General features: G+C 62.2%; 21 protein-coding genes and 1 other RNA gene. 12 read left to right on the top strand and 10 right to left on the bottom strand.

What is annotated here, in order from left to right; translation table 11 throughout:
* Positions 1-116: 116 nt before the first annotated feature.
* Both M1D87_RS18410 and M1D87_RS18415 read right to left on the bottom strand, forming a co-directional pair.
* Positions 117-392, bottom strand: coding sequence for a hypothetical protein (locus tag M1D87_RS18410; protein WP_013973508.1), 276 nt, complete (start codon positions 390-392; stop codon positions 117-119).
* Positions 393-760: 368 nt separating this feature from the next.
* Positions 761-1,249, bottom strand: a complete 489-nt coding sequence (locus M1D87_RS18415; RefSeq protein WP_123085903.1) for a DUF2938 domain-containing protein — start codon at positions 1,247-1,249, stop codon at positions 761-763.
* A gap of 82 nt (positions 1,250-1,331) precedes the next feature.
* On the opposite strand from M1D87_RS18415, the gene M1D87_RS18420 reads away from it, so the two are divergent.
* The 3 genes from M1D87_RS18420 (at position 1,332) to M1D87_RS18430 (ending at position 2,980) form a co-directional block, all read left to right on the top strand.
* Positions 1,332-1,754 carry a helix-turn-helix domain-containing protein gene (locus tag M1D87_RS18420; RefSeq protein ID WP_123085902.1) on the top strand — a complete coding sequence of 141 codons (423 nt, stop codon included), beginning with the start codon at positions 1,332-1,334 and terminating at the stop codon, positions 1,752-1,754.
* A gap of 136 nt (positions 1,755-1,890) precedes the next feature.
* Positions 1,891-2,316 (top strand): hypothetical protein, encoded by a 426-nt coding sequence (locus M1D87_RS18425; protein WP_015271150.1) that lies wholly within the window; start codon positions 1,891-1,893, stop codon positions 2,314-2,316.
* Between the two features lie 106 nt (positions 2,317-2,422).
* The gene (locus M1D87_RS18430) at positions 2,423-2,980 is read left to right on the top strand and encodes a hypothetical protein (protein WP_259677116.1); all 558 of its coding nucleotides are present in this window, start codon (positions 2,423-2,425) and stop codon (positions 2,978-2,980) included.
* A 154-nt stretch (positions 2,981-3,134) separates the two neighbouring features.
* On the opposite strand, the gene ffs is transcribed toward M1D87_RS18430, so the two are convergent.
* The 5 genes from ffs to M1D87_RS18455 all read right to left on the bottom strand — a co-directional run bounded on the left by ffs (position 3,135) and on the right by M1D87_RS18455 (position 11,377).
* Positions 3,135-3,231, bottom strand: an RNA gene (ffs, locus tag M1D87_RS18435) — signal recognition particle sRNA small type.
* 329 nt (positions 3,232-3,560) lie between these two features.
* Positions 3,561-5,891 (bottom strand): NAD-dependent DNA ligase LigA, encoded by a 2,331-nt coding sequence (ligA, locus tag M1D87_RS18440; RefSeq protein ID WP_039614437.1) that lies wholly within the window; start codon positions 5,889-5,891, stop codon positions 3,561-3,563.
* A gap of 238 nt (positions 5,892-6,129) precedes the next feature.
* On the bottom strand, positions 6,130-7,020 hold the full coding sequence (gene zipA, locus M1D87_RS18445) for a cell division protein ZipA (protein WP_015271153.1): 891 nt from the start codon (positions 7,018-7,020) through the stop codon (positions 6,130-6,132).
* A gap of 205 nt (positions 7,021-7,225) precedes the next feature.
* On the bottom strand, positions 7,226-10,714 hold the full coding sequence (smc, locus tag M1D87_RS18450) for a chromosome segregation protein SMC (RefSeq protein ID WP_322491997.1): 3,489 nt from the start codon (positions 10,712-10,714) through the stop codon (positions 7,226-7,228).
* A gap of 3 nt (positions 10,715-10,717) precedes the next feature.
* Complete coding sequence (locus M1D87_RS18455) at positions 10,718-11,377, bottom strand: GntR family transcriptional regulator (protein ID WP_013973522.1); 660 nt, start codon at positions 11,375-11,377, stop codon at positions 10,718-10,720.
* Between the two features lie 271 nt (positions 11,378-11,648).
* Between M1D87_RS18455 and xdhA the strand changes: the two genes are divergently transcribed.
* The 4 genes from xdhA to guaD all read left to right on the top strand — a co-directional run bounded on the left by xdhA (position 11,649) and on the right by guaD (position 17,774).
* A complete protein-coding gene (gene xdhA / locus M1D87_RS18460; RefSeq protein ID WP_123085415.1) occupies positions 11,649-13,103 on the top strand; it encodes a xanthine dehydrogenase small subunit in 1,455 nt (484 codons plus the stop codon).
* Positions 13,096-15,495, top strand: a complete 2,400-nt coding sequence (xdhB, locus tag M1D87_RS18465; RefSeq protein WP_123085414.1) for a xanthine dehydrogenase molybdopterin binding subunit — start codon at positions 13,096-13,098, stop codon at positions 15,493-15,495. The genes xdhA and xdhB overlap by 8 nt, the downstream gene beginning before the upstream one ends.
* 118 nt (positions 15,496-15,613) lie before the next feature.
* Positions 15,614-16,459 carry a xanthine dehydrogenase accessory protein XdhC gene (gene xdhC, locus M1D87_RS18470; protein ID WP_039614440.1) on the top strand — a complete coding sequence of 282 codons (846 nt, stop codon included), beginning with the start codon at positions 15,614-15,616 and terminating at the stop codon, positions 16,457-16,459.
* 10 nt (positions 16,460-16,469) lie between these two features.
* Complete coding sequence (gene guaD, locus M1D87_RS18475; RefSeq protein WP_123085413.1) at positions 16,470-17,774, top strand: guanine deaminase; 1,305 nt, start codon at positions 16,470-16,472, stop codon at positions 17,772-17,774.
* On the opposite strand, the gene aqpZ is transcribed toward guaD, so the two are convergent.
* Positions 17,771-18,469: an aquaporin Z gene (gene aqpZ / locus M1D87_RS18480; RefSeq protein ID WP_013973527.1), complete on the bottom strand. Its 699-nt coding sequence runs from the start codon at positions 18,467-18,469 to the stop codon at positions 17,771-17,773. The genes guaD and aqpZ overlap by 4 nt on opposite strands.
* A gap of 236 nt (positions 18,470-18,705) precedes the next feature.
* Entirely contained in the window at positions 18,706-19,461 is a 756-nt protein-coding gene (locus M1D87_RS18485; RefSeq protein ID WP_003259493.1) for a GntR family transcriptional regulator, read from the bottom strand.
* Positions 19,462-19,743: 282 nt separating this feature from the next.
* Between M1D87_RS18485 and M1D87_RS18490 the strand changes: the two genes are divergently transcribed.
* Positions 19,744-21,093 (top strand): NCS2 family permease, encoded by a 1,350-nt coding sequence (locus tag M1D87_RS18490; RefSeq protein ID WP_013973528.1) that lies wholly within the window; start codon positions 19,744-19,746, stop codon positions 21,091-21,093.
* Positions 21,094-21,259: 166 nt separating this feature from the next.
* On the top strand, positions 21,260-22,003 hold the full coding sequence (locus M1D87_RS18495; RefSeq protein WP_052261085.1) for an RHS repeat-associated core domain-containing protein: 744 nt from the start codon (positions 21,260-21,262) through the stop codon (positions 22,001-22,003).
* A 60-nt stretch (positions 22,004-22,063) separates the two neighbouring features.
* Here the strand turns inward: M1D87_RS18495 and uraH are convergent, their stop codons facing one another.
* A complete protein-coding gene (gene uraH, locus M1D87_RS18500) occupies positions 22,064-22,417 on the bottom strand; it encodes a hydroxyisourate hydrolase (RefSeq protein WP_003259496.1) in 354 nt (117 codons plus the stop codon).
* A gap of 398 nt (positions 22,418-22,815) precedes the next feature.
* Between uraH and puuE the strand changes: the two genes are divergently transcribed.
* The 3 genes from puuE to M1D87_RS18515 are packed head-to-tail and all read left to right on the top strand — an operon-like array spanning position 22,816 to position 24,817.
* A complete protein-coding gene (gene puuE, locus M1D87_RS18505; RefSeq protein WP_013973531.1) occupies positions 22,816-23,742 on the top strand; it encodes an allantoinase PuuE in 927 nt (308 codons plus the stop codon).
* Positions 23,742-24,257 (top strand): 2-oxo-4-hydroxy-4-carboxy-5-ureidoimidazoline decarboxylase, encoded by a 516-nt coding sequence (uraD, locus tag M1D87_RS18510; protein WP_013973532.1) that lies wholly within the window; start codon positions 23,742-23,744, stop codon positions 24,255-24,257. The genes puuE and uraD overlap by 1 nt, the downstream gene beginning before the upstream one ends.
* A 56-nt stretch (positions 24,258-24,313) precedes the next feature.
* Entirely contained in the window at positions 24,314-24,817 is a 504-nt protein-coding gene (locus tag M1D87_RS18515) for an ureidoglycolate lyase (protein WP_003259500.1), read from the top strand.
* The last annotated feature ends 10 nt before the right edge of the window (positions 24,818-24,827 follow it).

Genomic DNA, 24,827 nt, shown 5'->3' on the forward strand with positions numbered 1-24,827 from the left:
ACCCGCGAACACCGGCAAAGCCGGTGCCATCCATCGCGTCGCGTTCTTCGCGGGTCAACCCGCTCCCACAGGGTTAATTGATATCCCTGCTATCTCTACTTACTCCAAGGCCGACTTCACTGGCTTCTACGCTCAACTGCCAGTGCCACAGCATCCGCCTGCCCCCAGGCAATCTGCATGGCCCGCAACCCGTGCTCCAGCAACTGCCGCGTCTCCTCGTCCTGGATACGCTCCAGCGCACGCCGGCTGTCGCTATAGGCAAACATCAGGTAGTGGGTGACATTCATCAACGCGAACTCCATCGGCACGATGCCTTCGCTGATGGCGCGGGAAAGGGATTTACCTTGGGGAAGCTCGAAAACGTGGGGTGGATCGGGGACCAGTTTTTTCATGACAGCTCCGTGTTGGCTGTGTTGTCCCCTTCCGCTTCCACGCATTAGGGTGGCAACTGTACGCGGGGTGGAAGACCAGGTACACGGTAGACCCGGCAGGTACGAATACCTCCCGCGCACAGCCGCCATAAATGACAACTGTCCCGTGTACTGCCCAGGCTTCCACACCCGATCGCTGAACCGACAGCGACCGCAAAAGCCTAGTGGGCGGTGATTCCCGGGACAATCAGACGGGAGTCGACGGAGTGCGTAGGATATTTCGACACCTCCTACAGAAAAAGCGGGAAATTGCCCTGACCGTTGTAGGAAGCATCCTGAAAGCAGATCGCATTCCTGCTACCGATTGCTCGTCTTGAGGAATGTCGCTCTCACACAGCCGCAACCAAACCCGCACTCAAGAACATCCCAACGCCAAACACAGAATGCGTGGCCAGGCTCTTCAAGCAGTTGCGCGCAGGCGTCGGCGTCCTCGACGCAAAGAACCCCGCGCCCATCGCCGGCTGCATGAAGCACAAAGGCGCCACGACCGTGACCACACCAACAACCAGCGCAGGCAACAATGTAGGTGCCAGCAACCAGCCCTCCCCCACGATCATGACCAGCAGCATCGCGAACAGCACGCCGATGGCGTAATGAATCCCCCACCCCAACGCCAGCTCATGCCGCACCGGTTCCGCCTTGGCAATCGCCTGGTGCCGCACACGCCCGTGCAGCAAATGCCCCGCCCAACGCCCGACCATGGCGAAGTTCAGCGTGGCGACACCCATTCGCCTCAGCAGCAGCCCCCACAGGTCCATCACCATCGTGGCACCGATACCAATTGGCAAAGCAGCGGACAACATCGCAGTAAACGTCATTGAACAAGCCCTCGAAGATTGACGGTCATCACCATGCCGCGCAGCATAGAAGTTGAAGTCAACTTCAAGTCAAGGGCCCGAAATGGACATTGCCGACGTCGCCAAACGCACAGGCGTACCCGCCTCGACGCTGCGCTACTACGAGAAGAAAGGCCTGCTCAAGTCACTCGCCGGGCCTGGCCAGCGGCGGCAGTTCGCAGCCGATGTTGCAGACCGGCTGGCGCTGATCGCCCTGGGCCAGGCTGCGGGGTTTTCGCTGGATGAAGTGGGGACGATGCTGGTGGACCTGCAAGTCGACCGGCAGATGCTGATCGCCAAGGCCGACGAACTGGATGCACGAATCAGGCGCTTGCAGGCGATGAGCAAGGGCTTGCGGCATGCGGCGCAGTGCCCTGAGGAAGATCACCTGGAATGCCCGAAATTCCAGCGGCTGATGAAGCTGTCGGCGGCGGGGCATGGAAAAAAACAGGGCAGTTCAACAGTTGCCTTTAAGCGGCCAGGATAAACCATCATCTGGATGCATCAACATCTGAATAGAGTAATGGCAATACGATATCATTACGCCACTACTCAGTGTAGAGTTACGCGCCTCCGCGCCCAGTCGTGCGCCGAGAACAGTACTCACACTCAGGAAATGTTGCATGTCCACAATTCGAAATCTGACCGCTGCCGCACTGATAGCGCTGACCACTGGTTGTGCTACCGGCCTCAATTCGGCCCAAGAGTCGGAACTTGCCAGCTATCGCGCCAGAAACCTCGCGGTTGAAGAAAAAAGCCCAGGGCTTGCTGCCGGCCTTGGCCTGCTTCCCGGTGGCGGTTCGTTCTACGGTCGCGCATATGGCTTTGGTGTGGTGAACCTGCTGTTCTGGCCGCTTTCCATTCTGTGGGACCCGGTGAGTGGGCATGACGCTGCAGAGATGATCAACTACCAAGCCACCAAAGCCCATGTTGCAACGCTGAAAAAGCACGACATGGACGAGCTCGATGCCAAGCTGGAATCTGACTCGATCGACCTCAAGCGCTACACGCTCGACAAACGCAGAATCGATGAGAAATACAACCTGTAAGGGCATCTGCCGCACAGCGCGACGCTCGGCCTTTCAATAGTTGAAGCCATACACGATGTATGGCTTTCGTCTTGCACTACCGGCATCTCACTCAAGGATTATTAAAGTGACCTACTTCCGTGTGTTTCTGGTCTCGGTATTTATTGCCCTTTGCACAGGGTGCGCTTCGCCTGCTCAAATCTCCGGAATGTCCGTGGCATCCGACCAGACCGATGCGCAGTTTTACGATCAACGCCTGCATCGCAATATTCAGGTATCCGAAGTAAATGGCGGAGACGCCACCAACCCGCTCTGGACTTCGGAAATCGACGGCCCGGACTTTGGCGCTGCACTCAAACAATCACTTGCCAGTGCTGACCTGCTTGGCGAAGCACCTGCCGCCTACACCCTGCGCGCCAACCTGCTACGCGTCGACCAACCCATTTTTGGCCTGGACTTCGAAGTTACCTGCGAGGCTGAATATACGTTGACCGAGTCCGCTACAAACACCGTAATTTTCCGAGAGATCATCAGGACGCCCTTTACCGCTGGCGTTGGCGACTCCGTTATCGCGATCAAGCGCCTGCGCCTGGCCAATGAAGGTTCGGCACGCACAAATATCCACACGCTGCTGAAGCGCCTGAAGGAACTCAAACTTGAGACCAGACAGGTTTCTTTGAAGTAATGAACGCCTGCTGATAGCGGCTTTCGATGCGGGTAGGACGACAGCGCCTACTCCGCTGCATCGGCGCGGTCGCGGCAGGACTGGCGGCCAAACCAGAGCGAAGTTGGGTAATGCGAGAAATCCTTGAGAATTCAAGGACCTGAAATGGAGGCGGCCCCACCAGCCACACCCCGGCACTCGATGTTCCCGCTATGGCTGCTCCCTTCCGGGCCTGACCAGGTTAACGGGTAATCAATGCGGGGGGACCGATGGGGCCACCACTACAAGGCTCGCTGAACAGCGAGTGGCGCCATTGTACCGGTCTTGGGGGCAGATACAACCTCTGGAGGAGAAAAAGTCATCATTTCTCAATGACTTGTCCGGGCCAGGGTGGCCTGGAGCTGGCAATTCGCGGGTGAACCCGCTCCTACAGGGTTAGCACTGACAGCAAGACCAGCGCAGGACTTGTGAGAGCGGGCGTGTCGAGGCGTCGAACCGCCGCGAAGCAGGCAACGCGGTGGATGGCACGGGCTTCGCCCGTGTTCGCGCGCATGCCCGCTCACACAAGGACCGCGCAAGCCACAGGGGATTGCGCAGGGCGTCAGACAGCGATGCCCTGTTCGCCCAGGAAAGTGACGAAGGCATCTTCATCAAGCACCTTCACCCCCAACTCACTGGCCTTGGCCAGCTTGGACCCCGCCCCCGGCCCCGCCACCACGCAGTGGGTCTTGCCGGAAACCGAACCGGCCACCTTGGCCCCCAGGCTTTCCAGCTTTTCCTTGGCGATGTCGCGGCTCATGCGCTCCAGGGTGCCGGTCAGCACCCAGGTCTGGCCGGCCAGCGGCAAGCCTTCGGCCACTTTCTTCTCGCTGCTCCAGTGCATGCCGAACGCCAGCAACTGTGCCTCGATGTCCCGGGCCAGCTTCTGGTTGGCTTCATCCTTGAAGAACTCGCGCACGGCTTCGGCCTGCTTGGCCGCCAGGGCCTGGCGCAGGTCGATACCGTCGGCGGCGATGATCTTGTCCAGGCTGTCTAGCTTGGCAACCAGCTTCTCGGCACCGGTCGGGCCAACCGAGGCGATGTCGAGCTTGGCGATCATGCCGGCCAGGGTGGTGCTGGCGGCGAACTCGGCAGCCAGCTCGCCTTCGTCCTGCAGTTGCATGCCGCTGTCGAGCAACTGCTTGATGACCTTGCGGTTGTGCTCGTCCTCGAAGAAGTTGTGGATCTCGTACGCCACCTCCAGGCCGATGTCCGGCAGGTAGGTGAGCACTTGCGGCAGCGCTTGCTGCACGCGCGCCAGGCTGCCCAGCGAACGGGCCAGCACCTTGGCCGTCTCCTCGCCTACGTCCGGGATACCCAGGGCGTAGATGAAGCGCGCCAGGCCCGGGCGCTTGCTGGCTTCGATGGCATCCAGCAGCTTCTTGCTGGACACTTCGGCAAAGCCTTCCAGGCCGACGATCTGGTCGAATTCCAGCTTGTACAGGTCGGCCGGCGAGCCGATCAGGCCTTCGTCCACCAGTTGCTCGACGCTCTTCTCGCCCAGGCCTTCGATGTCCATGGCGCGGCGCGACACGTAGTGGATGATTGCCTGCTTGAGCTGGGCGCCACAGGCCAGGCGACCGACGCAGCGGTACACCGCCCCCTCGCTGGTGGTTTCCTTGCCCTTGCTACGCTTGACCAACTGGGTACGCTCGACCTGCGAGCCGCATACCGGGCACTCACTCGGCACCTGCACCGGGCGCGCATCTTCCGGGCGGCGCTCCAGCACCACCTGCATCACCTGCGGAATCACGTCACCGGCGCGGCGGATGATCACCGTGTCGCCAACGCGCAGGCCCAGGCGGGCGATTTCGTCCATGTTGTGCAGGGTAGCGTTGGACACGGTCACACCGGCCACCTTGACCGGTTTCAGGCGTGCCACGGGCGTTACCGCGCCGGTGCGGCCGACCTGAAACTCGACATCCAGCACCTCGGTCAGCTCCTCCATGGCCGGGAACTTGTGGGCAATCGCCCAGCGCGGCTCACGGGCGCGGAAGCCCAGTTCACGCTGGGCGGCCAGGCTGTTGACCTTGAACACTACGCCGTCGATTTCGTAGGGCAGGCTGTTGCGTCGCTCGCCGATGTCGCGGTAGTAGGCCAGGCATTCTTCGATGCCGGCGGCATGCCTGAGTTCGCGGCTGATCGGCAGCCCCCAGGCCTTGAGCTGTTCGAGGATGCCGATGTGGCTGTCGCCGATGCTCGCGGACACCTGGCCGACGCCATAGCAGCAGAATTCCAGCGGGCGGCTGGCGGTGATTTTCGGGTCCAGCTGACGCAGGCTGCCGGCGGCGGCGTTGCGCGGGTTGGCGAAGGTCTTGCCGCCGGCTTCAGCCTGGGCGGCGTTGAGACGGTCGAAACCGGCCTTGCTCATGTACACCTCGCCGCGCACCTCCAGCACCGCAGGCCATCCCTCGCCTTGCAGCCTGAGCGGGATGTTGCGCACGGTGCGTACGTTGGCACTGATGTCTTCGCCGGTGGTGCCGTCGCCACGGGTGGCGCCCTGTACGAGCAGACCGTCGCGGTACAACAAGCTCACGGCCAGGCCGTCGAGCTTGGGCTCACAGCTGTAGTCGACCGCACCGGGCTGGTCGAGGCCGTCTACCACGCGACGGCCGAACTCACGCAGGTCGGCTTCTTCAAAAGCGTTGCCCAGGCTGAGCATGGGCACTTCGTGGCGGACCTGGCTGAACGCGGCCAAGGCTGCGCCACCGACGCGCTGGGTGGGCGAGTCGGGGGTTACCAAGTGTGGGTATTCGGCTTCAAGCGCCTTGAGCTCGTTGAACAGGCGGTCGTATTCGGCATCGGGCACGCTTGGCTCATCGAGCACGTAGTAGCGGTAGTTGTGCTGGTCGAGCTCGGCACGCAGTTCGTGGATACGGGTTTCGGCGGTCATGGGATTTGTCTTCTCTTGCAAAGCAAAAGAGCAGCCTGGGGGTGGTGCCGGGGGTTTGAGGTATTTATTGCCTGTGCCGGCCTCTTCGCGGGTAAACCCGCTCCTACAGGGACACCACAAACCTCAAGGGCTGTGGTGTCCCTGTAGGAGCGGGTTTACCCGCGAAGAGGCCGGAACAGGCGATAACAACACCCGAACCGACCAGCACGCCCTGAGGCTGCTCTTTCGTCTGGATCTGTCAGCGCTTCTGGGTCAGCGCACGGCGCTCGAACTCGACGATGCGCTGGCGATAGTGCTCGATGGTCTGGGCGGTCAGCACGCTGCGCTGGTCGTCCTTGAGCTCACCATTCAGTTCGTGCGCCAGCTTGCGCGCCGCAGCCACCATCACGTCGAAGGCCTGCTTCGGATGACGCGGGCCCGGCAGGCCGAGGAAGAAGCTCACCGCGCGGGTGCTGAAGTGGTCGATGTCGTCCAGGTCGAACACGCCGGGCTTGACGGCGTTGGCCATGGAGAACAGCACCTCGCCGTGACCGGCCATGCTCTCGTGACGGTGGAAGATGTCCATTTCGCCGAAACGCAGGCCGCTTTCCAGAATGTTCTGCAGCAGCGCCGGGCCCTTGAAGCCACCCTCGTCGCGGGAGATGACGCTGATCACCAGCACTTCCTCGGCCGGCGGCAACTCCTTGACGCTGCTGCTGGCAGGCGCCGCACCGTTGCTGCGGGTATTTTCCGCAGCAAAGTCGTCATCGCTGTCGGCAAACAGGTCGGGCTCGCGTGGCTCGGCACTCAGGTTCAGGTCGCCCTGCTGTGCATCCGCGGCAGCGGTGGCGCGCTTGCCGCGCTTGGCAGCCTTGGCCGGCTTGGGCTCGCGCTCGCGATCACGCGCAGAAGCACTGAGCGACGGCAGGTCGCTTTCATCCAGCTCAGGCTCCTTGTGGGTATCCAGCACCCGCGACGGGCCAAGCACTTCGGCATTGCCCTCTTCGTCCGGCAGGTTGGAATAACTGCGATCCAGACGGAATTTCAACTTGCCTTTCCCGCCGCGCATGCGGCGCCAGCCGTCGAAAAGAATCCCGGCAATGACAATGATGCCGATGACGATCAGCCACTCGCGCAGACCGATTTCCATGTAATCCCGTGCCTCTATAAAAATATGCTTGAAAACAAAGGGTTCAAAGCCCTTTAACACGTGGCGCCAACTCTATGTTCTGACAGGCGTTTTACCCACGCAAAAAACGAGTGACATTAAGCTAGCACGACCAAAGACAACTTTACACCGTCTGTCGCACATGGCGGGGGCATTTCGCTACGGAATATGCCCTTATCGTCGAGCATCAGGCATCGACCATGGCCATGGCCTCCTCCACGTCGACGGCAACCAGACGTGAACAGCCCGGTTCATGCATGGTCACCCCCATCAATTGATCCGCCATCTCCATGGCAATCTTGTTATGGGTGATGTAGATGAACTGCACGCTTTCACTCATTTCCTTGACCAGACGGGCGTAGCGCCCGACGTTGGCATCGTCCAGCGGCGCGTCGACTTCGTCGAGCATGCAGAACGGTGCGGGGTTCAACTTGAAGATGGCAAACACCAGCGCCAATGCGGTCAGTGCCTTCTCGCCGCCGGACAGCAGATGGATGGTGCTGTTCTTCTTGCCCGGTGGTCGCGCCATGATCGTTACCCCTGTATCGAGTAGATCTTCGCCCGTCAGTTCCAGATAAGCGCTGCCACCACCGAAAACTTTTGGGAAAAGTGCCTGTAATCCGGCATTTATCTGATCAAAGGTATCCTTGAAGCGGTTGCGGGTTTCCTTGTCGATCTTGCGAATGACGTTTTCCAGGGTCTCCAGGGCTTCGACCAGGTCGGCGTCCTGGGCGTCCAGGTAGCGCTTGCGCTCGGACTGCTGCTCGTACTCTTCGATGGCCGCCAGGTTGATCGCCCCCAGGCGCTGGATACGCGCCTCGAGCTGCTCCAGCTCCTGTTCGGTACCCTGCTCGCTGGCCTCGGCCTCGAGAGTGGCGAGCACACCTTGCAGGTCGTAGCCATCGGCCAGCAACTGCTCCTGCAAGGTCTTGCGCCTCACATCCAGGCCCTGGCACTCCAGGCGCAGCTGCTCCAGCTGGCCGCGCAGCAATTGGGCTTGCTGCTCGGCCTGGGTACGGCGCTTTTCGGCGTCACGCAGTTCGCGGTCGGCTTCGTCCATGTGCAGGCGGGCCTGGCGCATTTCCTCGTCGACGCTCATGCGCCGCTCCAGCAGCTCTTCAAGTTTCAGGCGCAGTTCTTCCTGCGGGGCCTCGCCCTCTTCCAAGTTCAGGCTCAGTTGCTCCTGGCGCTCGATCAGGCGCGCGGCCTGCTGCTCCAGGCGCTCCAGTGCCTGCCGGGTCGAGTCGTGCTGGGCACGCAGCGAGCCTAGGCGGACAGCCAGCTGGTGGGCGTGATCCTTGTGCTGACGGGCCTCCTGGCGCACGCGATCGAGGCTTTCGCGCAAAGTGTCGCGGCGGGCCATCAACTGCTCACGCTGCTCGGTGTCCTGGGCCATCAGCTCCAGGGCCTCCTGCAGCAGCAGGCGGGCTTCGCCCAGTTGCTCATGTTCCAGAGCGCGCTGCTCTTCCAGTTCGGCCAGCTCTTCCTGCAGGCGCCGGCGGCGCAGTTCGACCTGCTCGGCACGTGCGCGGCCAGCCGACAGGTTGGCCTTCAGTTCGCCATGCAGGCGGCTTTCTTCCTGGGTGCGACGGCGCAGTTGTTCACGCTGTTCTTCAAGGTCCAGCTGCTGCTCGCGCAGGGCCTGCAGTTGCTGTTCCAACTGCTCCAGCGCCGCATCCTGCTCCAGCTGCTCCTGGCCGAGGCGCTCGATCTCCTGGCCGCGTGCCAGCACGCCGCCTTCTGCTTCGCCGCCACGGCGCACCCGTAGGAAGTGTCGGCCGACCCAGTAGCCATCGCGGCTGACCAGGCTCTGGCCTTCGCCGAGCGAGGCGCGCTGCGCCAGTGCCTGGGCAAGGTTTTCCACGGGTTTGACGTGGCCCAGCCAGGGCGCCAGGTCGACGCGGCCTTCGACCTTTTCCAGCAGGCTGCCAGGCAGCGACGAGCCGGTACCGCTTGCCAGCAGCAAGCGCAACTCGCCCTGCTCCAGACCGGCAAAATCCAGGTTACTGAAGTCGTCCACCAGTACAGCCTGCAGGTCGGCGCCAAGCACGGTTTCTACCGCAAGCTCCCAGCCCGGCTCAACCCGCAACCCTTCAGCCAGCCGCGGCCGTTGCTCCAGGCCTTGGTCCTGCAGCCAGTCCGCAGCACCTGCACCCGGCTCCAGGGCCGCCTGCTGCAAGGCTTCGAGCGAGGCAAGGCGGCCACCCAGGCGTTGCAGGTCGCCCTGCGCCTGCTGTTGAGCCTGGGTAGCCTGCTGCAGTTGTTCACGCGCGCCTTCCAGGCGCTCGACCACCTGCTCTTCGGCCAACTGCAACTCTTCCAGCAACATTTCGCTACTGGCCAGCTGCTCGGCCAGTTCGAGCATGGCCGCATCCTGCGGGTCGCTGCCCAGTAGCTCGCGCTCCTCGCCCAGCTTGCGTTGGCGCTCGGCCTGGCGTTCCAGGCTGGCTTCAAGCTGCTGCAGACGCGCCTGCTGCACTTCGGCCTGGCGGCGCGGCTCGGCGGAACGGCTGTTGAAGCTGTCCCACTGTTCCTGCCAGCCGTGCATACCCAGCTCGGCCTCTTCAAGGGCAGCGGCGGCTTCTTCGGCAGCGGCCAGGGTCATTTCCTGCTCGGGTTCGAGCATTGCCAGCTCTTCGCCCAAGGTAGCCAGCAGGGTGCGGTCGTGGCCCAGGTGCGACTCGGTTTCCAGGCGCGTGCGCTCGGCTTCCTTGAGGTCATCCTGCAACTGGCGCAGGCGCTGCTGGCCGTGCTGGATGCTCTGCTCGACCCGGGCGATGTCACCGGCCACCGAGTAGAAGCGGCCCTGCACCTGGTTGAAGCGTTCGGACAATTCGTGATGGCCATCGCGCAGGCGCTCGATGCTGGCATCGGCATTGCGCTGCTCGGCCACCAGCGCCTCATGGGACACATCCTGGTCGCCGATCACCGCCTCGCGCTGGCGCACCCGTTCGTCCAGATCACGCCAGCGCAAGGCCGACAGGCGCGCCTTCAACTGGCGTTCCTGGGCTTTGTATTCCCGGTACTTCTCGGCCGCCTGGGCCTGGCGGTGCAGGCGCTCCAGCTGGCGTTCCAGCTCTTCGCGCAGGTCGGTCAGGCGCGCCAGGTTTTCCTGGGTGCGGCGGATGCGGCTCTCGGTTTCCCGGCGGCGTTCCTTGTACTTGGAAATACCGGCGGCTTCCTCGATGAAGTTGCGCAGCTCCTCGGGCTTGGCCTCGATCAGCTTGGAGATCATGCCTTGCTCGATGATCGAGTAGCTGCGCGGCCCCAGGCCGGTGCCGAGGAAGATGTCGGTGATATCGCGCCGGCGGCACTTGGTACCGTTGAGGTAGTAGCTGTTCTGCCCGTCGCGGGTGACCTTGCGGCGGATCGAGATCTCGGCGTAGGCGGCGTATTCGCCGACCAGGGTGGTTTCGCTGTTGTCGAACACCAGCTCGATGCTGGCCTGGCTGACCGGCTTGCGGCCACTGGAGCCGTTGAAGATGACATCGGTCATCGACTCGCCGCGCAGGTTCTTCGCCGAACTCTCGCCCATCACCCAGCGCACGGCATCGATGATGTTGGACTTGCCACAGCCGTTGGGGCCGACCACGGCCGCCATGTTGCTGGGGAAATTGACCGTGGTCGGGTCGACGAACGACTTGAACCCGGCCAGGCGAATGCACTTCAGGCGCATCGGTCAGCCTCGGGCCAACGCCGCCAGCACCAGTTCGCAGCTGCGCTGGCCATAGGCGGTGAGCACCTCGCGAATGCGCGGCAGGTCACGGGCGATCACGGCGTCGAGCAGGCGGGCGAACAGGTCCAGATAGTCGATCATGCTGGCCTGGCGCTGGTCCAGCGACAGGTAGTAGGCACGGCTCATCGCCGGCTGCAGGTTTTCCACGGTTTCCTGCAGGAACGGGTTGTCGGCGAACGGGTAGGCCGCCCGCATGACTGCGAAGCTGTCGGCGACGAAGGCCTTGATGTCCAGCTGGTCATGGGCTCGCTGCAGGCGCTGCTGGATTTCCAGGAACGGGCGCAGGTCGGCATCGGTGCGCCATTTTTGCGCAACCGCGTTACCCAACAGGATGTAGAACTCGCCCATCAGTGCGCACAGGCTGCGCACACTGCGCTCGTCGAGCTCGGTCACATGGGCACCCCGGCGCGGCAGGATCGCCACCAGGTGGCGGCGTTCGAGGATCAGCAGCGCCTCGCGCACCGAGCCGCGGCTGACGTTGAGTGCCTGGGTGACCTTCTGCTCCTGGATACGCTCGCCTGGCGCCAGCTCGCCACGGATGATGCGTTCGGCCAGGTAATCGGCAATCTGCTCGGAGAGGCTGTCCGGGGCCTTGAACGTCATGGTTTTCCTTCAAAATCATTGAACTGGGCACAAGGAGCGGATTGTAGCGTACTTGGCCGGTAATCGCGCAGAGGGGCCTGGCGGTTTATTTGACCTGCAAGGCAACCATACGCCCGGCGCGATCTATGCTTGGAATATGGGCAATGTGTGCGGCCGGGCTTGGACATGAGCAATTTCTTCTTGACCTTTGAGTCAGAAAAATATTGACCAGCTGGACAGCTCTTGCTTAGAGTCCGCCCAACAACAATAAAACCATTGCGAGGCCATCCCCGTGATCCAGTTTCTCGTAAACCAGGAGCTGCGTAGTGAGCATGCCCTGGACCCGAACATGACGGTGCTGCAGTACCTGCGCGAGCACCTGGGCAAACCTGGCACCAAGGAGGGCTGCGCCAGTGGTGACTGCGGCGCCTGCACCGTGGTGGTCGGCGAACTGACCCAGGACGACCAGGGCAACGACAGCATCCGCTACCGTAGCCTCAACTCGTGCCTGACCTTCGTCTCGTCGCTGCACGGCAAGCAACTGATCAGCGTCGAGGGTCTCAAGTACCAGGGCCAGCTGCACAGCGTGCAACAGGCCATGGCCGATTGCCATGGCTCGCAGTGCGGCTTCTGTACACCCGGCTTCGTCATGTCGCTGTTCGCCCTGCAGAAGAACAGCAGCGGCCCCGACCTGCACCAGGCCCAGGAAGCCCTGGCCGGCAACCTGTGCCGCTGCACCGGCTACCGGCCGATCCTCGACGCCGCCGAGCAGAGCTGCCGCCAGCCCTGCCGCGACCAGTTCGATGCCCAGCAGGCACAGACCATCAGCCGCCTTAAGGCCATTGCCCCAACCCAGACCGGCGAACTGAACAGTGGCGACAAGCGCTGCCTGGTACCACTGACCGTGGCCGACCTGGCCGACCTGTACAGCTCGCACCCCGAAGCGCGGCTGCTGGCCGGCGGTACCGACCTGGCACTGGAAGTCACCCAGTTCCACAAGACCTTGCCGGTGATGATCTACGTCGGCCATGTGGCCGAGCTCAAGCGCATCGAGAAAACCGCCAGCCATCTGGAAATCGGCGCCGCCACACCGCTCACCGACTGCTACGGTGCGCTGAACGAGGAATACCCGGACTTCGGTGCCCTGCTGCACCGCTTCGCCTCGCTGCAGATCCGCAACCAGGGCACCCTGGGCGGCAATATCGGCAACGCTTCGCCAATCGGTGACTCGCCACCCCTGCTGATTGCCCTGGATGCACAGATCGTCCTGCGCCAGGGCGATCGCCAGCGGGTGATGCCACTGGAAGACTACTTCATCGACTACCGCATCACCGCCCGCCAGGACAGCGAGTTCATCGAGAAGATCATCGTGCCGCGCGCCACCAGCGATTGGGCGTTCCGCGCCTATAAAGTGTCCAAACGCCTGGACGATGACATTTCTGCCGTATGCGGCGCCTTCAACCTGAGCATCGAAGACGGCGTGGTCAGCGGTGTGCGCATCGCCTTCGGCGGCATGGCGGCGATCCCCAAACGGGCCCGTGCCTGCGAAGCGGCGCTGCGCGGCAAGCCGTGGAACCAGGCTGCCATCGAGCGCGCCTGCCAGGCCCTGGCGGAAGACTTCACCCCGCTCAGCGACTTCCGCGCCAGCAAGGAATACCGCCTGCTGACCGCCCAGAACCTGCTGCGCAAGTACTTCATCGAACAGCAAACGCCGTACATCGAAACCCGGGTGACCGCTTATGTCTAACCATCACGTAGCCAAGAGCCAGGCCGAGATGGCCGAACTGTTCAGCCAGGACCTGACCACCGGGGTCGGCCGCAGCGTCAAGCACGACAGCGCCGACAAGCATGTGTCCGGCGAGGCCGTGTACATCGACGACCGCCTGGAATTCCCCAACCAGCTGCACGTCTATGCGCGCACCGCCGACCGCGCCCACGCGCGCATCCTGCGCATCGACACCACGCCGTGCTATGCCTTCGAGGGCGTGCGCATCGCCATCACCCACGAAGACATCCCCGGCCTCAAGGACATTGGCCCGGTGGTAGCCGGCGACCCGCTGCTGGCCATCGACAAGGTCGAGTTCTTCGGCCAGCCAGTGCTCGCCGTGGCCGCCCGCGACCTCGATACCGCGCGCCGTGCGGCCATGGCCGCCATCGTCGAGTATGAAGACCTGGAGCCGGTGCTGGATGTGGTCGAAGCACTGCGCAAGAAGCACTTCGTGCTCGACAGCCACACCCACCAGCGTGGCGATTCCGCCGCTGCCCTGGCCAGTGCACCGCACCGCATCCAGGGCACCCTGCACATCGGTGGCCAGGAGCACTTCTACCTGGAAACGCAGATTTCCTCGGTGATGCCCACCGAAGACGGCGGCATGATCGTCTACTGCTCCACGCAAAACCCCACCGAAGTGCAGAAACTGGTCGCCGAAGTACTCGACGTGCCAATGAACAAGGTGGTGCTGGACATGCGCCGCATGGGTGGCGGTTTTGGCGGCAAGGAAACCCAGGCCGCCAGCCCGGCGTGCCTGTGCGCCGTGGTGGCGCGCCTGACCGGCCAGCCGACCAAGATGCGCCTGCCACGGGTCGAAGACATGACCATGACCGGCAAACGCCACCCGTTCTACGTCGAGTACGACGTGGGCTTCGACGACGACGGGCGCCTGCACGGCATCAACTTCGACCTGGCCGGCAACTGCGGCTACTCGCCCGACCTGTCCGGTTCGATCGTCGACCGCGCCATGTTCCACTCCGACAACGCCTACTACCTGGGCGATGCCACCGTGCACGGCCACCGCTGCAAGACCAACACAGCCTCCAACACCGCCTATCGCGGCTTTGGCGGCCCGCAGGGGATGGTCGCCATCGAGCAGGTGATGGACCACATCGCTCGCCACCTGGGCCGCGACCCGCTGGCGGTGCGCAAGGCCAACTACTACGGCAAGACCGAGCGCAACGTCACCCACTACTACCAGACCGTCGAGCACAACATGCTCGAAGAGATGACCGCCGAACTGGAAGCCAGCAGTGACTATGCCGAGCGCCGCGAGTCGATCCGCCGCTTCAACGCCAACAGCCCGGTCCTGAAGAAGGGCCTGGCACTGACACCGGTCAAGTTCGGTATTTCGTTCACCGCCACCTTCCTCAACCAGGCCGGTGCGCTGATCCATATCTACACCGACGGCAGTATCCACCTGAACCATGGCGGCACCGAGATGGGCCAGGGCCTGAACACCAAGGTGGCACAGGTGGTGGCGCAGATCTTCCAGGTCGATTTCAGCCGTATCCAGATCACCGCCACCAATACTGACAAGGTGCCCAACACCTCACCGACCGCTGCCTCCAGTGGTGCCGACCTGAACGGCAAGGCAGCGCAGAACGCTGCGGAGATCCTCAAAAAGCGCCTGACCGAGTTCGCCGCACGGCACTACCAGGTGACCGAGGAAGACGTCGAGTTCCGCAACGGCCATGTGCGCGTGCGCGACCAGATCGTCAGCTTCGAGCAGCTGGTGCAGCAGGCCTATTTTGCCCAGGTGTCGCTGTCCAGCACCGGTTTCTACCGCACGCCAAAGATCTACTACGACCGCAGCCAGGCACGTGGCCGGCCGTTCTACTACTTCGCCTTCGGCGCCGCCTGCGTGGAGGTGATCGTCGACACCCTGACCGGCGAATACAAGATGCTGCGCGCCGACATCCTGCACGATGTGGGTGATTCGCTGAACCCGGCCATCGACATCGGCCAGGTGGAAGGCGGCTTCATCCAGGGCATGGGCTGGCTGACCACCGAAGAACTGGTGTGGAACGCCAAGGGCAAGCTGATGACCAACGGCCCGGCCAGCTACAAGATCCCGGCAGTGGCGGACATGCCGCTGGACTTGCGGGTAAAGCTGGTGGAAAACCGCAAGAACCCTGAGGACACCGTGTTCCACTCCAAGGCCGTGGGCGAACCGCCGTTCATGCTCGGCATCGCCGCCTGGTGCGCGATCAAGGACGCCGTGGCCAGCATCGCCGACTACCGCGTGCAGCCACAGGTGGATGCACCGGCGACGCCGGAGCGGGTGTTGTGGGGTTGCGAGCAGATGCGCAAGGCAGTGGCTGCAGCGCAACCTGCCGAGCCGGAGCTGGAAACCGTGTCTCACTGACAATGCAGGGCCCTGTGGGAGCGGGTTTACCCGCGAATGCGATAGTGGTTTCACCGCCGCATTCGCGGGTGAACCCGCTCCCACAGGGATCGCGACGCGATTATAGAGAGGTTGCATCATGCACCAATGGATCAACGCCCTCGCCGACCATCAGTCCCGTGGCGAAGCCTGCGTGCTGGTTACCATCATCGAGGAGCGCGGCTCGACCCCGCGCAATGCCGGCTCGAAAATGGTCGTCAGCGCCAGCGGCCTGTTCGACACCATCGGCGGCGGCCACCTGGAATACAAGGCCCTGCACATCGCCCGGCAAATGCTCGAAGAGCACCGCACCACCCCGCATCTGGAGCGCTTCAGCCTCGGTGCCAGCCTTGGCCAGTGCTGCGGCGGCGTCACTGTGCTGCTGTTCGAACCCATGGCCGCGGTGCAGGCGCAGATCGCGGTGTTCGGCGCGGGCCATGTCGGCCGGGCTCTGGTACCCTTGCTCGCCGCGCTGCCCTGCCGGGTGCGCTGGATCGATTCGCGCGAGCAGGAATTCCCTGCCCTGATCCCCGACGGGGTGACCAAGGTGGTCAGCGAGGATCCGGTCGACGAAGTGGCAGACCTGCCGCCAGGCTGCTACTGCATCGTCATGACCCACAACCACCAGCTCGACCTGGAACTGACCGCCGCCATTCTCAAGCGCAACGACTTCACCTGGTTCGGCCTGATCGGCTCGAAGACCAAACGGGTCAAGTTCGAACACCGCCTGCGCGAGCGCGGCTATGACGAGGCCGTGATGGCGCGCATGCGCTGCCCGATGGGCCTGGCCGAGGTCAAGGGCAAGCTGCCCATCGAGATCGCCGTGTCCATCGCCGGTGAAATCATCGCCACCTACAACGCCTGCTTCGGCCAGCACGACGCTGCCGCCAATGCCGGCCCCATTGCCCAGTTGCTGCCGCCCTCCCGGCGCAGCCAAGCCATTTGACGAGTGTGTTATGACCGTTACCCGCAAAGCCTACCGTGCCGCCATCCTGCACAGCATCGCCGACCCGGCCGAGGTGGGTCTGGAGGCTTCCCATGAATACTTCGAGGACGGCCTGCTGGTGGTCGACAATGGCCGTATCAGCGCCGTAGGCCACGCCGCCGAACTGTTGCCGACCCTGGACGCCGATATCCCGGTCGAGCACTACCAGGACGCACTGATCACCCCAGGCTTCATCGACACCCATATCCATTTCCCGCAGACCGGCATGATCGGCTCCTACGGCGAACAGTTGCTGGACTGGCTGAATACCTACACCTTCCCCTGCGAAAAGCAGTTCGCCGACAAGGAACACGCCGACCAAGTGGCGAAAATCTTCCTCAAGGAACTGCTGCGCAACGGCACCACCACCGCCCTGGTGTTCGGCAGCGTGCACCCGGAATCGGTCAATGCCCTGTTCGAAGAAGCCGAACGCCTGGACCTGCGCCTGATCGCCGGCAAGGTGATGATGGACCGCAACGCCCCGGATTACCTGACCGACACCGCAGAGTCCGGCTATGCCGAAAGCAAGGCGCTGATCGAGCGCTGGCACGGCAAGGGCCGCCTGCATTATGCAGTCACCCCGCGCTTCGCCCCGACCAGTACGTCTGAACAGCTGGCGCTGGCGGGCCAACTGCTCAAGGAGCACCCGGGCGTGTACATGCACACGCACCTGTCGGAAAACCTCAAGGAAATCGAGTGGGTCAAGTCGCTGTTCCCCGAGCAGAAGGGTTACCTCGACGTCTACGACCACTTCGAGCTGCTGGGCGAACGCTCGGTATTCGCCCATGGCGTGCACCTGTGCGATGACGAATGCCAGCGCCTGGCCGAAACCGGCTCGGCGGTGGCCTTCTGCCCCACCTCCAACCTGTTCCTCGGCAGCGGCCTGTTCAACCTGCCCCAGGCCGAGCGCTTCAAGGTCAATGTGGGCCTGGGCACTGACGTTGGCGCCGGCACCAGCTTCTCGCTGCTCAACACCCTGAACGAAGCGTACAAGGTGATGCAACTGCAGGGCGCACGCCTGCACCCGTACAAGTCACTGTACCTGGCCACCCTCGGCGGCGCCCGCGCGCTGCGCCTGGACGACCGCATCGGCAGCCTGCGCCCGGGTAACGATGCCGACTTCGTGGTGCTGGACTACAAGGCCACGCCTTTGCTGGACTACCGCATCCAGCAGTCCAACAGCATCGAGGAAACCCTGTTCGTGCTGACCACCCTCGGCGACGACCGCACCGTGCGTGAAACCTACGCCGCTGGGCGTTGCGTGCACCAGCGCTAAGGTTCTTTTGCCAGGCCCCGGTACAGTGCGCCGCCGATCGCAGCACCAATCAGCGGCGCCACCCAGAACAGCCACAGCTGTTGCAGGGCCCAGCCACCGACGAACAAGGCCGGCCCCGTGCTACGCGCGGGGTTGACCGAGGTATTGGTCACCGGGATCGAGATCAGGTGGATCAGGGTCAAAGCCAAACCGATGGCGATCGGCGCAAAACCCGCCGGCGCCCGGGCGTCGGTGGCGCCCATGATCACCACCAGGAACATCGCCGTCATCACCACTTCACTGACAAAGCCCGCCCCGAGCGTGTAGCCGCCAGGCGAGTGGTCGGCGTAGCCGTTCGAAGCCAATCCCGCAGACAGCTCGAAACCTGACTTGCCGCTGGCGATGAGGTAGATCACACCTGCCGCCAGAATGGCGCCGATCACCTGGGCGATCACATAGGGCAGCAGCTCTTTGGCCGGAAAGCGCCCGCCCACCACCAGCCCGAACGACACGGCGGGGTTGAGGTGACAGCCGGAGATATGGCCGATGGCGAAGGCCATGGTCAGCACGGTGAGGCCGAAGGCGAAGGCGACGCCAAGTACACCGATGCCGATGGGCGAGCTGGCGGCGAGTACCGCACTGCCGCAGCCGCCGAGCACCAGCCAGAAGGTGCCGACCAGCTCGGCCCCCATGCGTTTACCGAGGGACATGCTCATGAGTCCATTCCTCAAGAAGTTGAACGCAACGAATGCGCAAGCCCAACTGCTTGATGAAGGTTTGCTCACAAGAATTTAGCAGACACCAGGCTAATGGCCAGAAATGGCTGGGGGCCGCTTCGCGCCCCATTCGCAGCACAAGGCTGCTCCTACAGGGGTTATGCAATGCCTGTAGGAGCAGCCTTGTGCTGCGAATGGGCTGCAAAGCAGCCCCCTTTAGTCAACCAGGCAAACGATCAACCCTTGACCGATACCTTGGGCTTTTTCAGCAAGTGCGAGAACACCGCATGCAGATCGTCCGAGGCACTCTCCTCGTCCAGGTTCAGCTTGCTGTCGATGTGGTCCATGTGGTGCATCATCAGGCTCACCGCCTGCTCGGCATCGCGCGCCTCGATGGCATCGATCAGCTGCATGTGCTCGTCATACGAGCAATGCGAGCGGTTGCCGCTTTCGTACTGGGCGATGATCAACGAAGTCTGCGACACCAGGCTGCGCTGGAAGCTGACCAGCGGCGCATTGCCCGCAGCCTCGGCCAGCTTGAGGTGGAATTCGCCGGAAAGACGAATGCCGGCACCACGGTCACCACGCGAGAAGCTGTCGCGCTCCTCCCGCACCATCTGCCGCAGCTCGTTGAGCTGCTCGAGGGTAGCGTGCTGCACGGCCAGTTCGGTAATGGCCCGTTCGACCATGCGCCTGGAGAAGAACACCTGACGGGCTTCTTCCACCGTAGGGCTGGCCACCACTGCGCCGCGGTTCGGCCGCAACAGCACCACGCTTTCATGGGCCAGCCGCGACAACGCGCGGCGAATGATGGTGCGGCTGACGCCGAAGATCTCGCCCAGCGCTTCCTCGCTCAACTTGGTACCCGGTGCCAGACGCTGCTCGAGGATTGCCTCGAAAATATGCGCGTAGACGATGTCGTCCTGGGTACCACTGCGGCCAGCCTTGCCGGTACGCGCAGGTTTCTTCAGAGGTTGCAGCTGTTCGTTCATGGGCTCTCGAGGCACGAAGGAAAGTATGGCGCCATTGTACACAGGCTGAGCCGTTTCTGCAGGTGGCCTTTTACCTATATAGCCGTTGTATGACGTATTGCGCACACAAAAGATAAAACATTATTTGCTTTATTTGTACACAAAAGCATAATCCACCGAGCAACTTCTTGACCCATAAGTCAACAAACCGGTCAGACGTCTGCCTTCCCTCGCGGAGCCGCCAAGTGCATTGCGCAGGCCCATGGTTCCAGAACAACAAGAAAGACTTGAGGAGTACTCGCTGTGGAAAGCCGCAAATCCGAAGCCCCTACGCTGGATCTTGCCCCACCGCTCGAAACGAGCTGGCTGGAGCGGATTTTCAAACTCAAGCAACACGGCAGCACCGTCAGAACCGAAATGATCGCCGGCGTGACCACCTTCATCACCATGGCCTACATCATCTTCGTCAACCCCAACATCATGGCCGACGCAGGCATCGACCACGGTGCCGCCTTCGTCGCCACCTGCATCGCCGCCGCGCTGGGCTGCCTGCTGATGGGCCTGTACGCCAACTGGCCGGTGGGCCTGGCGCCGGGCATGGGGCTCAACGCCTTCTTCACCTACACCGTGGTCGGCACCATGGGCTACAACTGGGAAACGGCACTGGGCGCAGTATTCGTCTCGGGCGTGCTGTTCATGTTCCTGACCTTGTCGAAAGTGCGCGAATGGTTGCTCAACAGCATCCCGGTCAGCCTGCGCCATGCCATGGGGGCCGGCGTCGGATTGTTTCTCGGGCTGATCGGCCTGAAGACGGCAGGCATCATCGTCGACAGCCCCGCCACGCTGATCAAGCTGGGCTCGCTGCATGAGCCAGGGCCGCTGCTGGCGGCGGTGTGCTTCCTGCTGATCGCCATCCTCAGCTACAAGCGAGTGTTCGGTGCAATCCTGATCAGCATCATCGGTGTCACCCTGGCCGGCTGGGGCCTGGGCCTGGTGAAATTCGGCGGGGTGATGTCGATGCCGCCTAGCCTGGCTCCGACCTGGATGGCCATGGATGTGGCTGGCGTTTTCAACGTCAGCATGATCAGCGTGGTGCTGGCGTTCCTGTTCGTGCACATGTTCGACACCGCCGGCACGCTAATGGGCGTGGCGCAGCGAGCCAACCTGGTGGCACCGGACGGGCGTATCGAGAACTTATCGAAGGCGCTGAAGGCTGACAGCGCTTCGAGTGTGTTCGGTGCCGTGGTCGGTGTGCCGCCGGTGACCAGTTATGTGGAAAGTGCTGCCGGCGTGGCCGCTGGTGGCCGTACCGGCCTGACGGCGGTGGTGGTCGGCCTGCTGTTCATTGCCGCCATGTTCTTCGCGCCATTGGCCGGAATGATTCCGGCCTATGCCACCGCGGGCGCACTGATCTACGTGGCAATGCTGATGATGGGCAGCATGGCGCATATCCACTGGGACGAAGCTACCGACAGCATTCCGGCGATCGTCACGGTGATCATGATGCCGCTGACTTTCTCGGTCGCCGATGGTATTGCCCTGGGCTTCATCAGCTACGTCGCGCTGAAGGCAGGTACCGGCAAGTACAAGGAAATCTCCGCCAGTCTGTGGGTGCTGTGCGCGATTTTCATTGCCAAGTTTGTGTTCCTCTGACCTTCACTGCATCGACGAAGGGCGCTCAGGCGCCTTTTGTCATTTTCGGCACATTTGCAGCAACCGCATATACCGGTGTACTGATATTTTTGTCAGGTGCAAGGTATATCAGAAATGGTTAAAAATCAGGGGAATCTCACAAGCGTTATCGCCATAGGCATTACCAATGCTCAACATCGCCCTCCTCCCATCGGCCTATACCGCATACGGCTTCACCGGAGCAGACAAAAGGCGGATTGGTTTCAATGGAGAGTTTCGGGATACGGTTTCCGGATCTTACCCGCTCGGCAACGGCCACAGGGCATTCAGCCCCGTGCTGATGAGGTTCGTGAGTCCCGATGATTACAGCCCATTTCTAGAAGGCGGTTTGAATGCCTATGCATATTGTCTAGGAGACCCGGTAAACCTTATCGACCCCAAGGGAAGCAATGGTTTTTTTAAAGGCGTCGCCAAAACGCTCAAGAATATATTCATCCCAGGCGATGCTCCTATTGAACAGTTCTCCCCCACCCGCCGACGCTTGCACGAACAGGTCGACACGTCTTCGCAATGGGGACAAGCGACAGCGGTCATCAACAAGGCAATGGGTAGTAATAGGGATACCAGTATTCCTGACTGGAAGGCTGACAGGTACATCCTGCGATCACAGAATGCTTCAGCAAGTTTGAGCCCAAACAAGAAAAACAGCTTGAGTGAGCCGACGCTATTTTTCGGTTCCAGTTTCGAGTGGGGCCAGGTGGCCGTACAGGCCTTGCGAGGCAGTAACAATGAACAGGCGGGGGCTGCAGCCGTGGGGCTCAGCTTCAACTTTGCAGGTGGGATCATGGCAGGTGCTGGAGTTCATTCGAACTACAAAACAGGCCGGATACTGTCCGCGCCTGCAAATCTACAAACCACCATTCGCCAATAAAAAAAGCCCGCCAGTGTGAGAGCGGGCCAAAGGACCTACGAAGATTCTTCTAGCGACCAACTAGCTTCCACGATAGGTCGAATAGCTGTACGGCGAGATCAGCAGCGGCACGTGGTAGTGCTCCTGCTGCTCGTCGATACCAAAGCGCAGCACGACAACATCCAGAAACGCCTGGGCCGGCAGCTGTACACCGCGAGCGCGGTAGTAGTCACCAGCGCTGAACTGCAGCTGGTAGACGCCGGTACGGTAGTCGTCACCCTGCAGCAGCGGCGCATCGACGCGGCCATCGCTGTTGGTCAGGGCGGTGTTCACCAGCTCAAGCTGCTGGCCTTCGACACGGTACAGCTCGACCTTGATCGAGCTGCCCGGGCAGCCATGCGCGGCATCCAGTACGTGTGTGGTCAAACGTCCCATTGCTTGTCGCCTCTTGTTCAATCTGTGGGCAAAAAATACTCAGCCGTCGCACCCGCATAGCGCCTGCGGCAGGCGGGAATGACGTCATTAAGACATTCCGAGCCAAGATTGTACACAATTTTTTCAACCCATCTGTCGCCCGCAGCGAATCTTGCCCCTGAGCGACCCACCGATCGCAAAGACAGGCCTGGTAACGACACCAACATCATTAGCTGACCAATCAGGCAGGTTTCTTGCACTGTTTTTCAAGGTTGCTGCGAGGCGACAAAAGGGAAGAAATGCGGAAAAACAGGCTTACAAAAGATTTCAGAAGTTGTATACAATCAGCCCATCCGGTGGTGCGACATCCCGACGCGGTCCGCCCACCCCCGCACAAACGCACAAGAAGGAAGACTGCAGTGAGCGCTGACTACCCTCGCGACCTGATCGGTTACGGCAACAACCCTCCTCACCCGCAATGGCCGGGCAACGCTCGCATCGCGCTGTCTTTCGTCCTCAACTACGAGGAAGGTGGCGAACGCAACATCCTGCACGGTGACAAGGAGTCCGAAGCGTTCCTCTCGGAAATGGTCGCCGCCCAGCCACTGCAGGGCGTGCGCAACATGAGCATGGAATCGCTGTACGAGTACGGCAGCCGTGCCGGCGTGTGGCGCCTGCTGAAACTGTTCAAGGACAGCGGCGTGCCGTTGACCATCTTCGCCGTGGCCATGGCCGCCCAGCGCCACCCCGACGTGATCCGTGCCATGGCCGAGGCCGGTCATGAAATCTGCAGCCACGGCTACCGCTGGATCGACTACCAGTACATGGACGAGGCCCAGGAGCGCGAGCACATGCTCGAAGCCATCCGCATCCTCACCGAAATCACCGGCGAGCGCCCGCTGGGCTGGTACACCGGCCGCACCGGCCCGAACACCCGTCGACTGGTGATGGAGGAAGGCGGCTTCCTGTATGACAGCGACACCTACGACGACGACCTGCCCTACTGGGAGCCGAACAACCCTACCGGCAAGCCGCACCTGGTGATCCCCTACACCCTCGACACCAACGACATGCGCTTCACCCAGGTACAGGGCTTCAACTGCGGCGAGCAGTTCTTCCAGTACCTGAAGGACGCCTTCGATGTGCTGTACGCCGAGGGCGCCGAAGCACCGAAAATGCTGTCCATCGGCCTGCACTGCCGCCTGGTCGGCCGCCCGGCGCGCCTGGCCGCACTGAAGCGCTTCGTCGATTACGCAAAAAGCCATGACCAGGTCTGGTTCGCCCGTCGCGTGGACATCGCCCGCCACTGGCACGCCACCCATCCGTACAAGAAAGAGAACGCCTGATGACCGCCTTCAAGACCCTCAAGCCATCCGCCCTGGACCGCGACGCCTTCGTCAAGGCCTTCGCCGACATCTACGAGCACTCGCCGTGGGTAGCCGAAAAAGCCTATGACCTGGGTCAACTGGGCGAACTGGACGAGATCGAGGCGCTGCACCAGCGCATGAGCGACATCCTGCTCAGCGCCAACCACGCCGACCAGTTGGCGCTGATCAACGCTCACCCGGACCTGGCCGGCAAGGCCGCCATCCAGGGCGAGCTGACCGAATCGAGCACCAACGAGCAGGCCGGCGCCGGTATTCACCAGTGCACCGCCGAAGAGTTCGCCCGTTTCACCGAGCTGAACGACGCCTACAAGGCCAAGTTCCAGTTCCCGTTCATCATGGCGGTAAAAGGCAGCAACCGGCACCAGATCCTCGCCTCCTTCGAAAAACGCATCCACAACGATGCCGATGCCGAATTCAAGGAAGCCCTGGCGCAGATCAACCTGATCGCCCTGTTCCGCCTGCTGCAGCTGTAAAGCCGCCGCAACGCTTGAGCCTTATCCAGAACAACGAACATAGAAGAGATATCCGCATGCGCACCCTGATGATCGAGCCCCTGACCAAAGAAGCCTTCGCCCCCTTCGGAGACGTGATCGAAACCGACGGCAGCGACCACTTCATGATCAACAACGGCTCGACCATGCGCTTCCACAAGCTCGCCACGGTCGAAACCGCCGAGCCTGAAGACAAGGCGATCATCAGCATCTTCCGCGCCGACGCGCTGGACATGCCGCTGACCGTGCGCATGCTGGAACGCCATCCGCTGGGCAGCCAGGCTTTCATCCCGCTGCTCGGCAACCCCTTTCTGATCGTGGTCGCGCCAGTTGGCGATGCACCTGTATCAGGTTTGGTCCGAGCCTTCCGCAGTAATGGCAGGCAGGGCGTTAATTACCATCGCGGCGTCTGGCACCACCCGGTGCTGACGATCGAAAAGCGGGATGACTTCCTGGTGGTTGATCGCAGTGGTTCCGGCAACAACTGCGACGAGCATTACTTCACCGAGGAACAGATGCTGGTCCTCAATCCCCACCAATAAGAAAAGGTCG

Source organism: Pseudomonas sp. SA233 (assembly GCF_054792385.1).

What these genes read in the sequence shown, in the direction of transcription:
- aqpZ (WP_013973527.1), bottom strand. Translation starts at nt 18,469, where the DNA reads ATGAGCATGTCCCTCGGTAAACGCATGGGGGCCGAGCTGGTCGGCACC.
- smc (WP_322491997.1), bottom strand. Translation starts at nt 10,714, where the DNA reads ATGCGCCTGAAGTGCATTCGCCTGGCCGGGTTCAAGTCGTTCGTCGAC.
- M1D87_RS18495 (WP_052261085.1), top strand. Translation starts at nt 21,260, where the DNA reads ATGCTCAACATCGCCCTCCTCCCATCGGCCTATACCGCATACGGCTTC.
- xdhB (WP_123085414.1), top strand. Translation starts at nt 13,096, where the DNA reads ATGTCTAACCATCACGTAGCCAAGAGCCAGGCCGAGATGGCCGAACTG.
- M1D87_RS18420 (WP_123085902.1), top strand. Translation starts at nt 1,332, where the DNA reads ATGGACATTGCCGACGTCGCCAAACGCACAGGCGTACCCGCCTCGACG.
- ligA (WP_039614437.1), bottom strand. Translation starts at nt 5,891, where the DNA reads ATGACCGCCGAAACCCGTATCCACGAACTGCGTGCCGAGCTCGACCAG.
- uraD (WP_013973532.1), top strand. Translation starts at nt 23,742, where the DNA reads ATGACCGCCTTCAAGACCCTCAAGCCATCCGCCCTGGACCGCGACGCC.
- M1D87_RS18515 (WP_003259500.1), top strand. Translation starts at nt 24,314, where the DNA reads ATGCGCACCCTGATGATCGAGCCCCTGACCAAAGAAGCCTTCGCCCCC.
- M1D87_RS18425 (WP_015271150.1), top strand. Translation starts at nt 1,891, where the DNA reads ATGTCCACAATTCGAAATCTGACCGCTGCCGCACTGATAGCGCTGACC.
- xdhC (WP_039614440.1), top strand. Translation starts at nt 15,614, where the DNA reads ATGCACCAATGGATCAACGCCCTCGCCGACCATCAGTCCCGTGGCGAA.
- M1D87_RS18485 (WP_003259493.1), bottom strand. Translation starts at nt 19,461, where the DNA reads ATGAACGAACAGCTGCAACCTCTGAAGAAACCTGCGCGTACCGGCAAG.
- zipA (WP_015271153.1), bottom strand. Translation starts at nt 7,020, where the DNA reads ATGGAAATCGGTCTGCGCGAGTGGCTGATCGTCATCGGCATCATTGTC.
- guaD (WP_123085413.1), top strand. Translation starts at nt 16,470, where the DNA reads ATGACCGTTACCCGCAAAGCCTACCGTGCCGCCATCCTGCACAGCATC.
- M1D87_RS18410 (WP_013973508.1), bottom strand. Translation starts at nt 392, where the DNA reads ATGAAAAAACTGGTCCCCGATCCACCCCACGTTTTCGAGCTTCCCCAA.
- M1D87_RS18455 (WP_013973522.1), bottom strand. Translation starts at nt 11,377, where the DNA reads ATGACGTTCAAGGCCCCGGACAGCCTCTCCGAGCAGATTGCCGATTAC.
- uraH (WP_003259496.1), bottom strand. Translation starts at nt 22,417, where the DNA reads ATGGGACGTTTGACCACACACGTACTGGATGCCGCGCATGGCTGCCCG.
- M1D87_RS18415 (WP_123085903.1), bottom strand. Translation starts at nt 1,249, where the DNA reads ATGACGTTTACTGCGATGTTGTCCGCTGCTTTGCCAATTGGTATCGGT.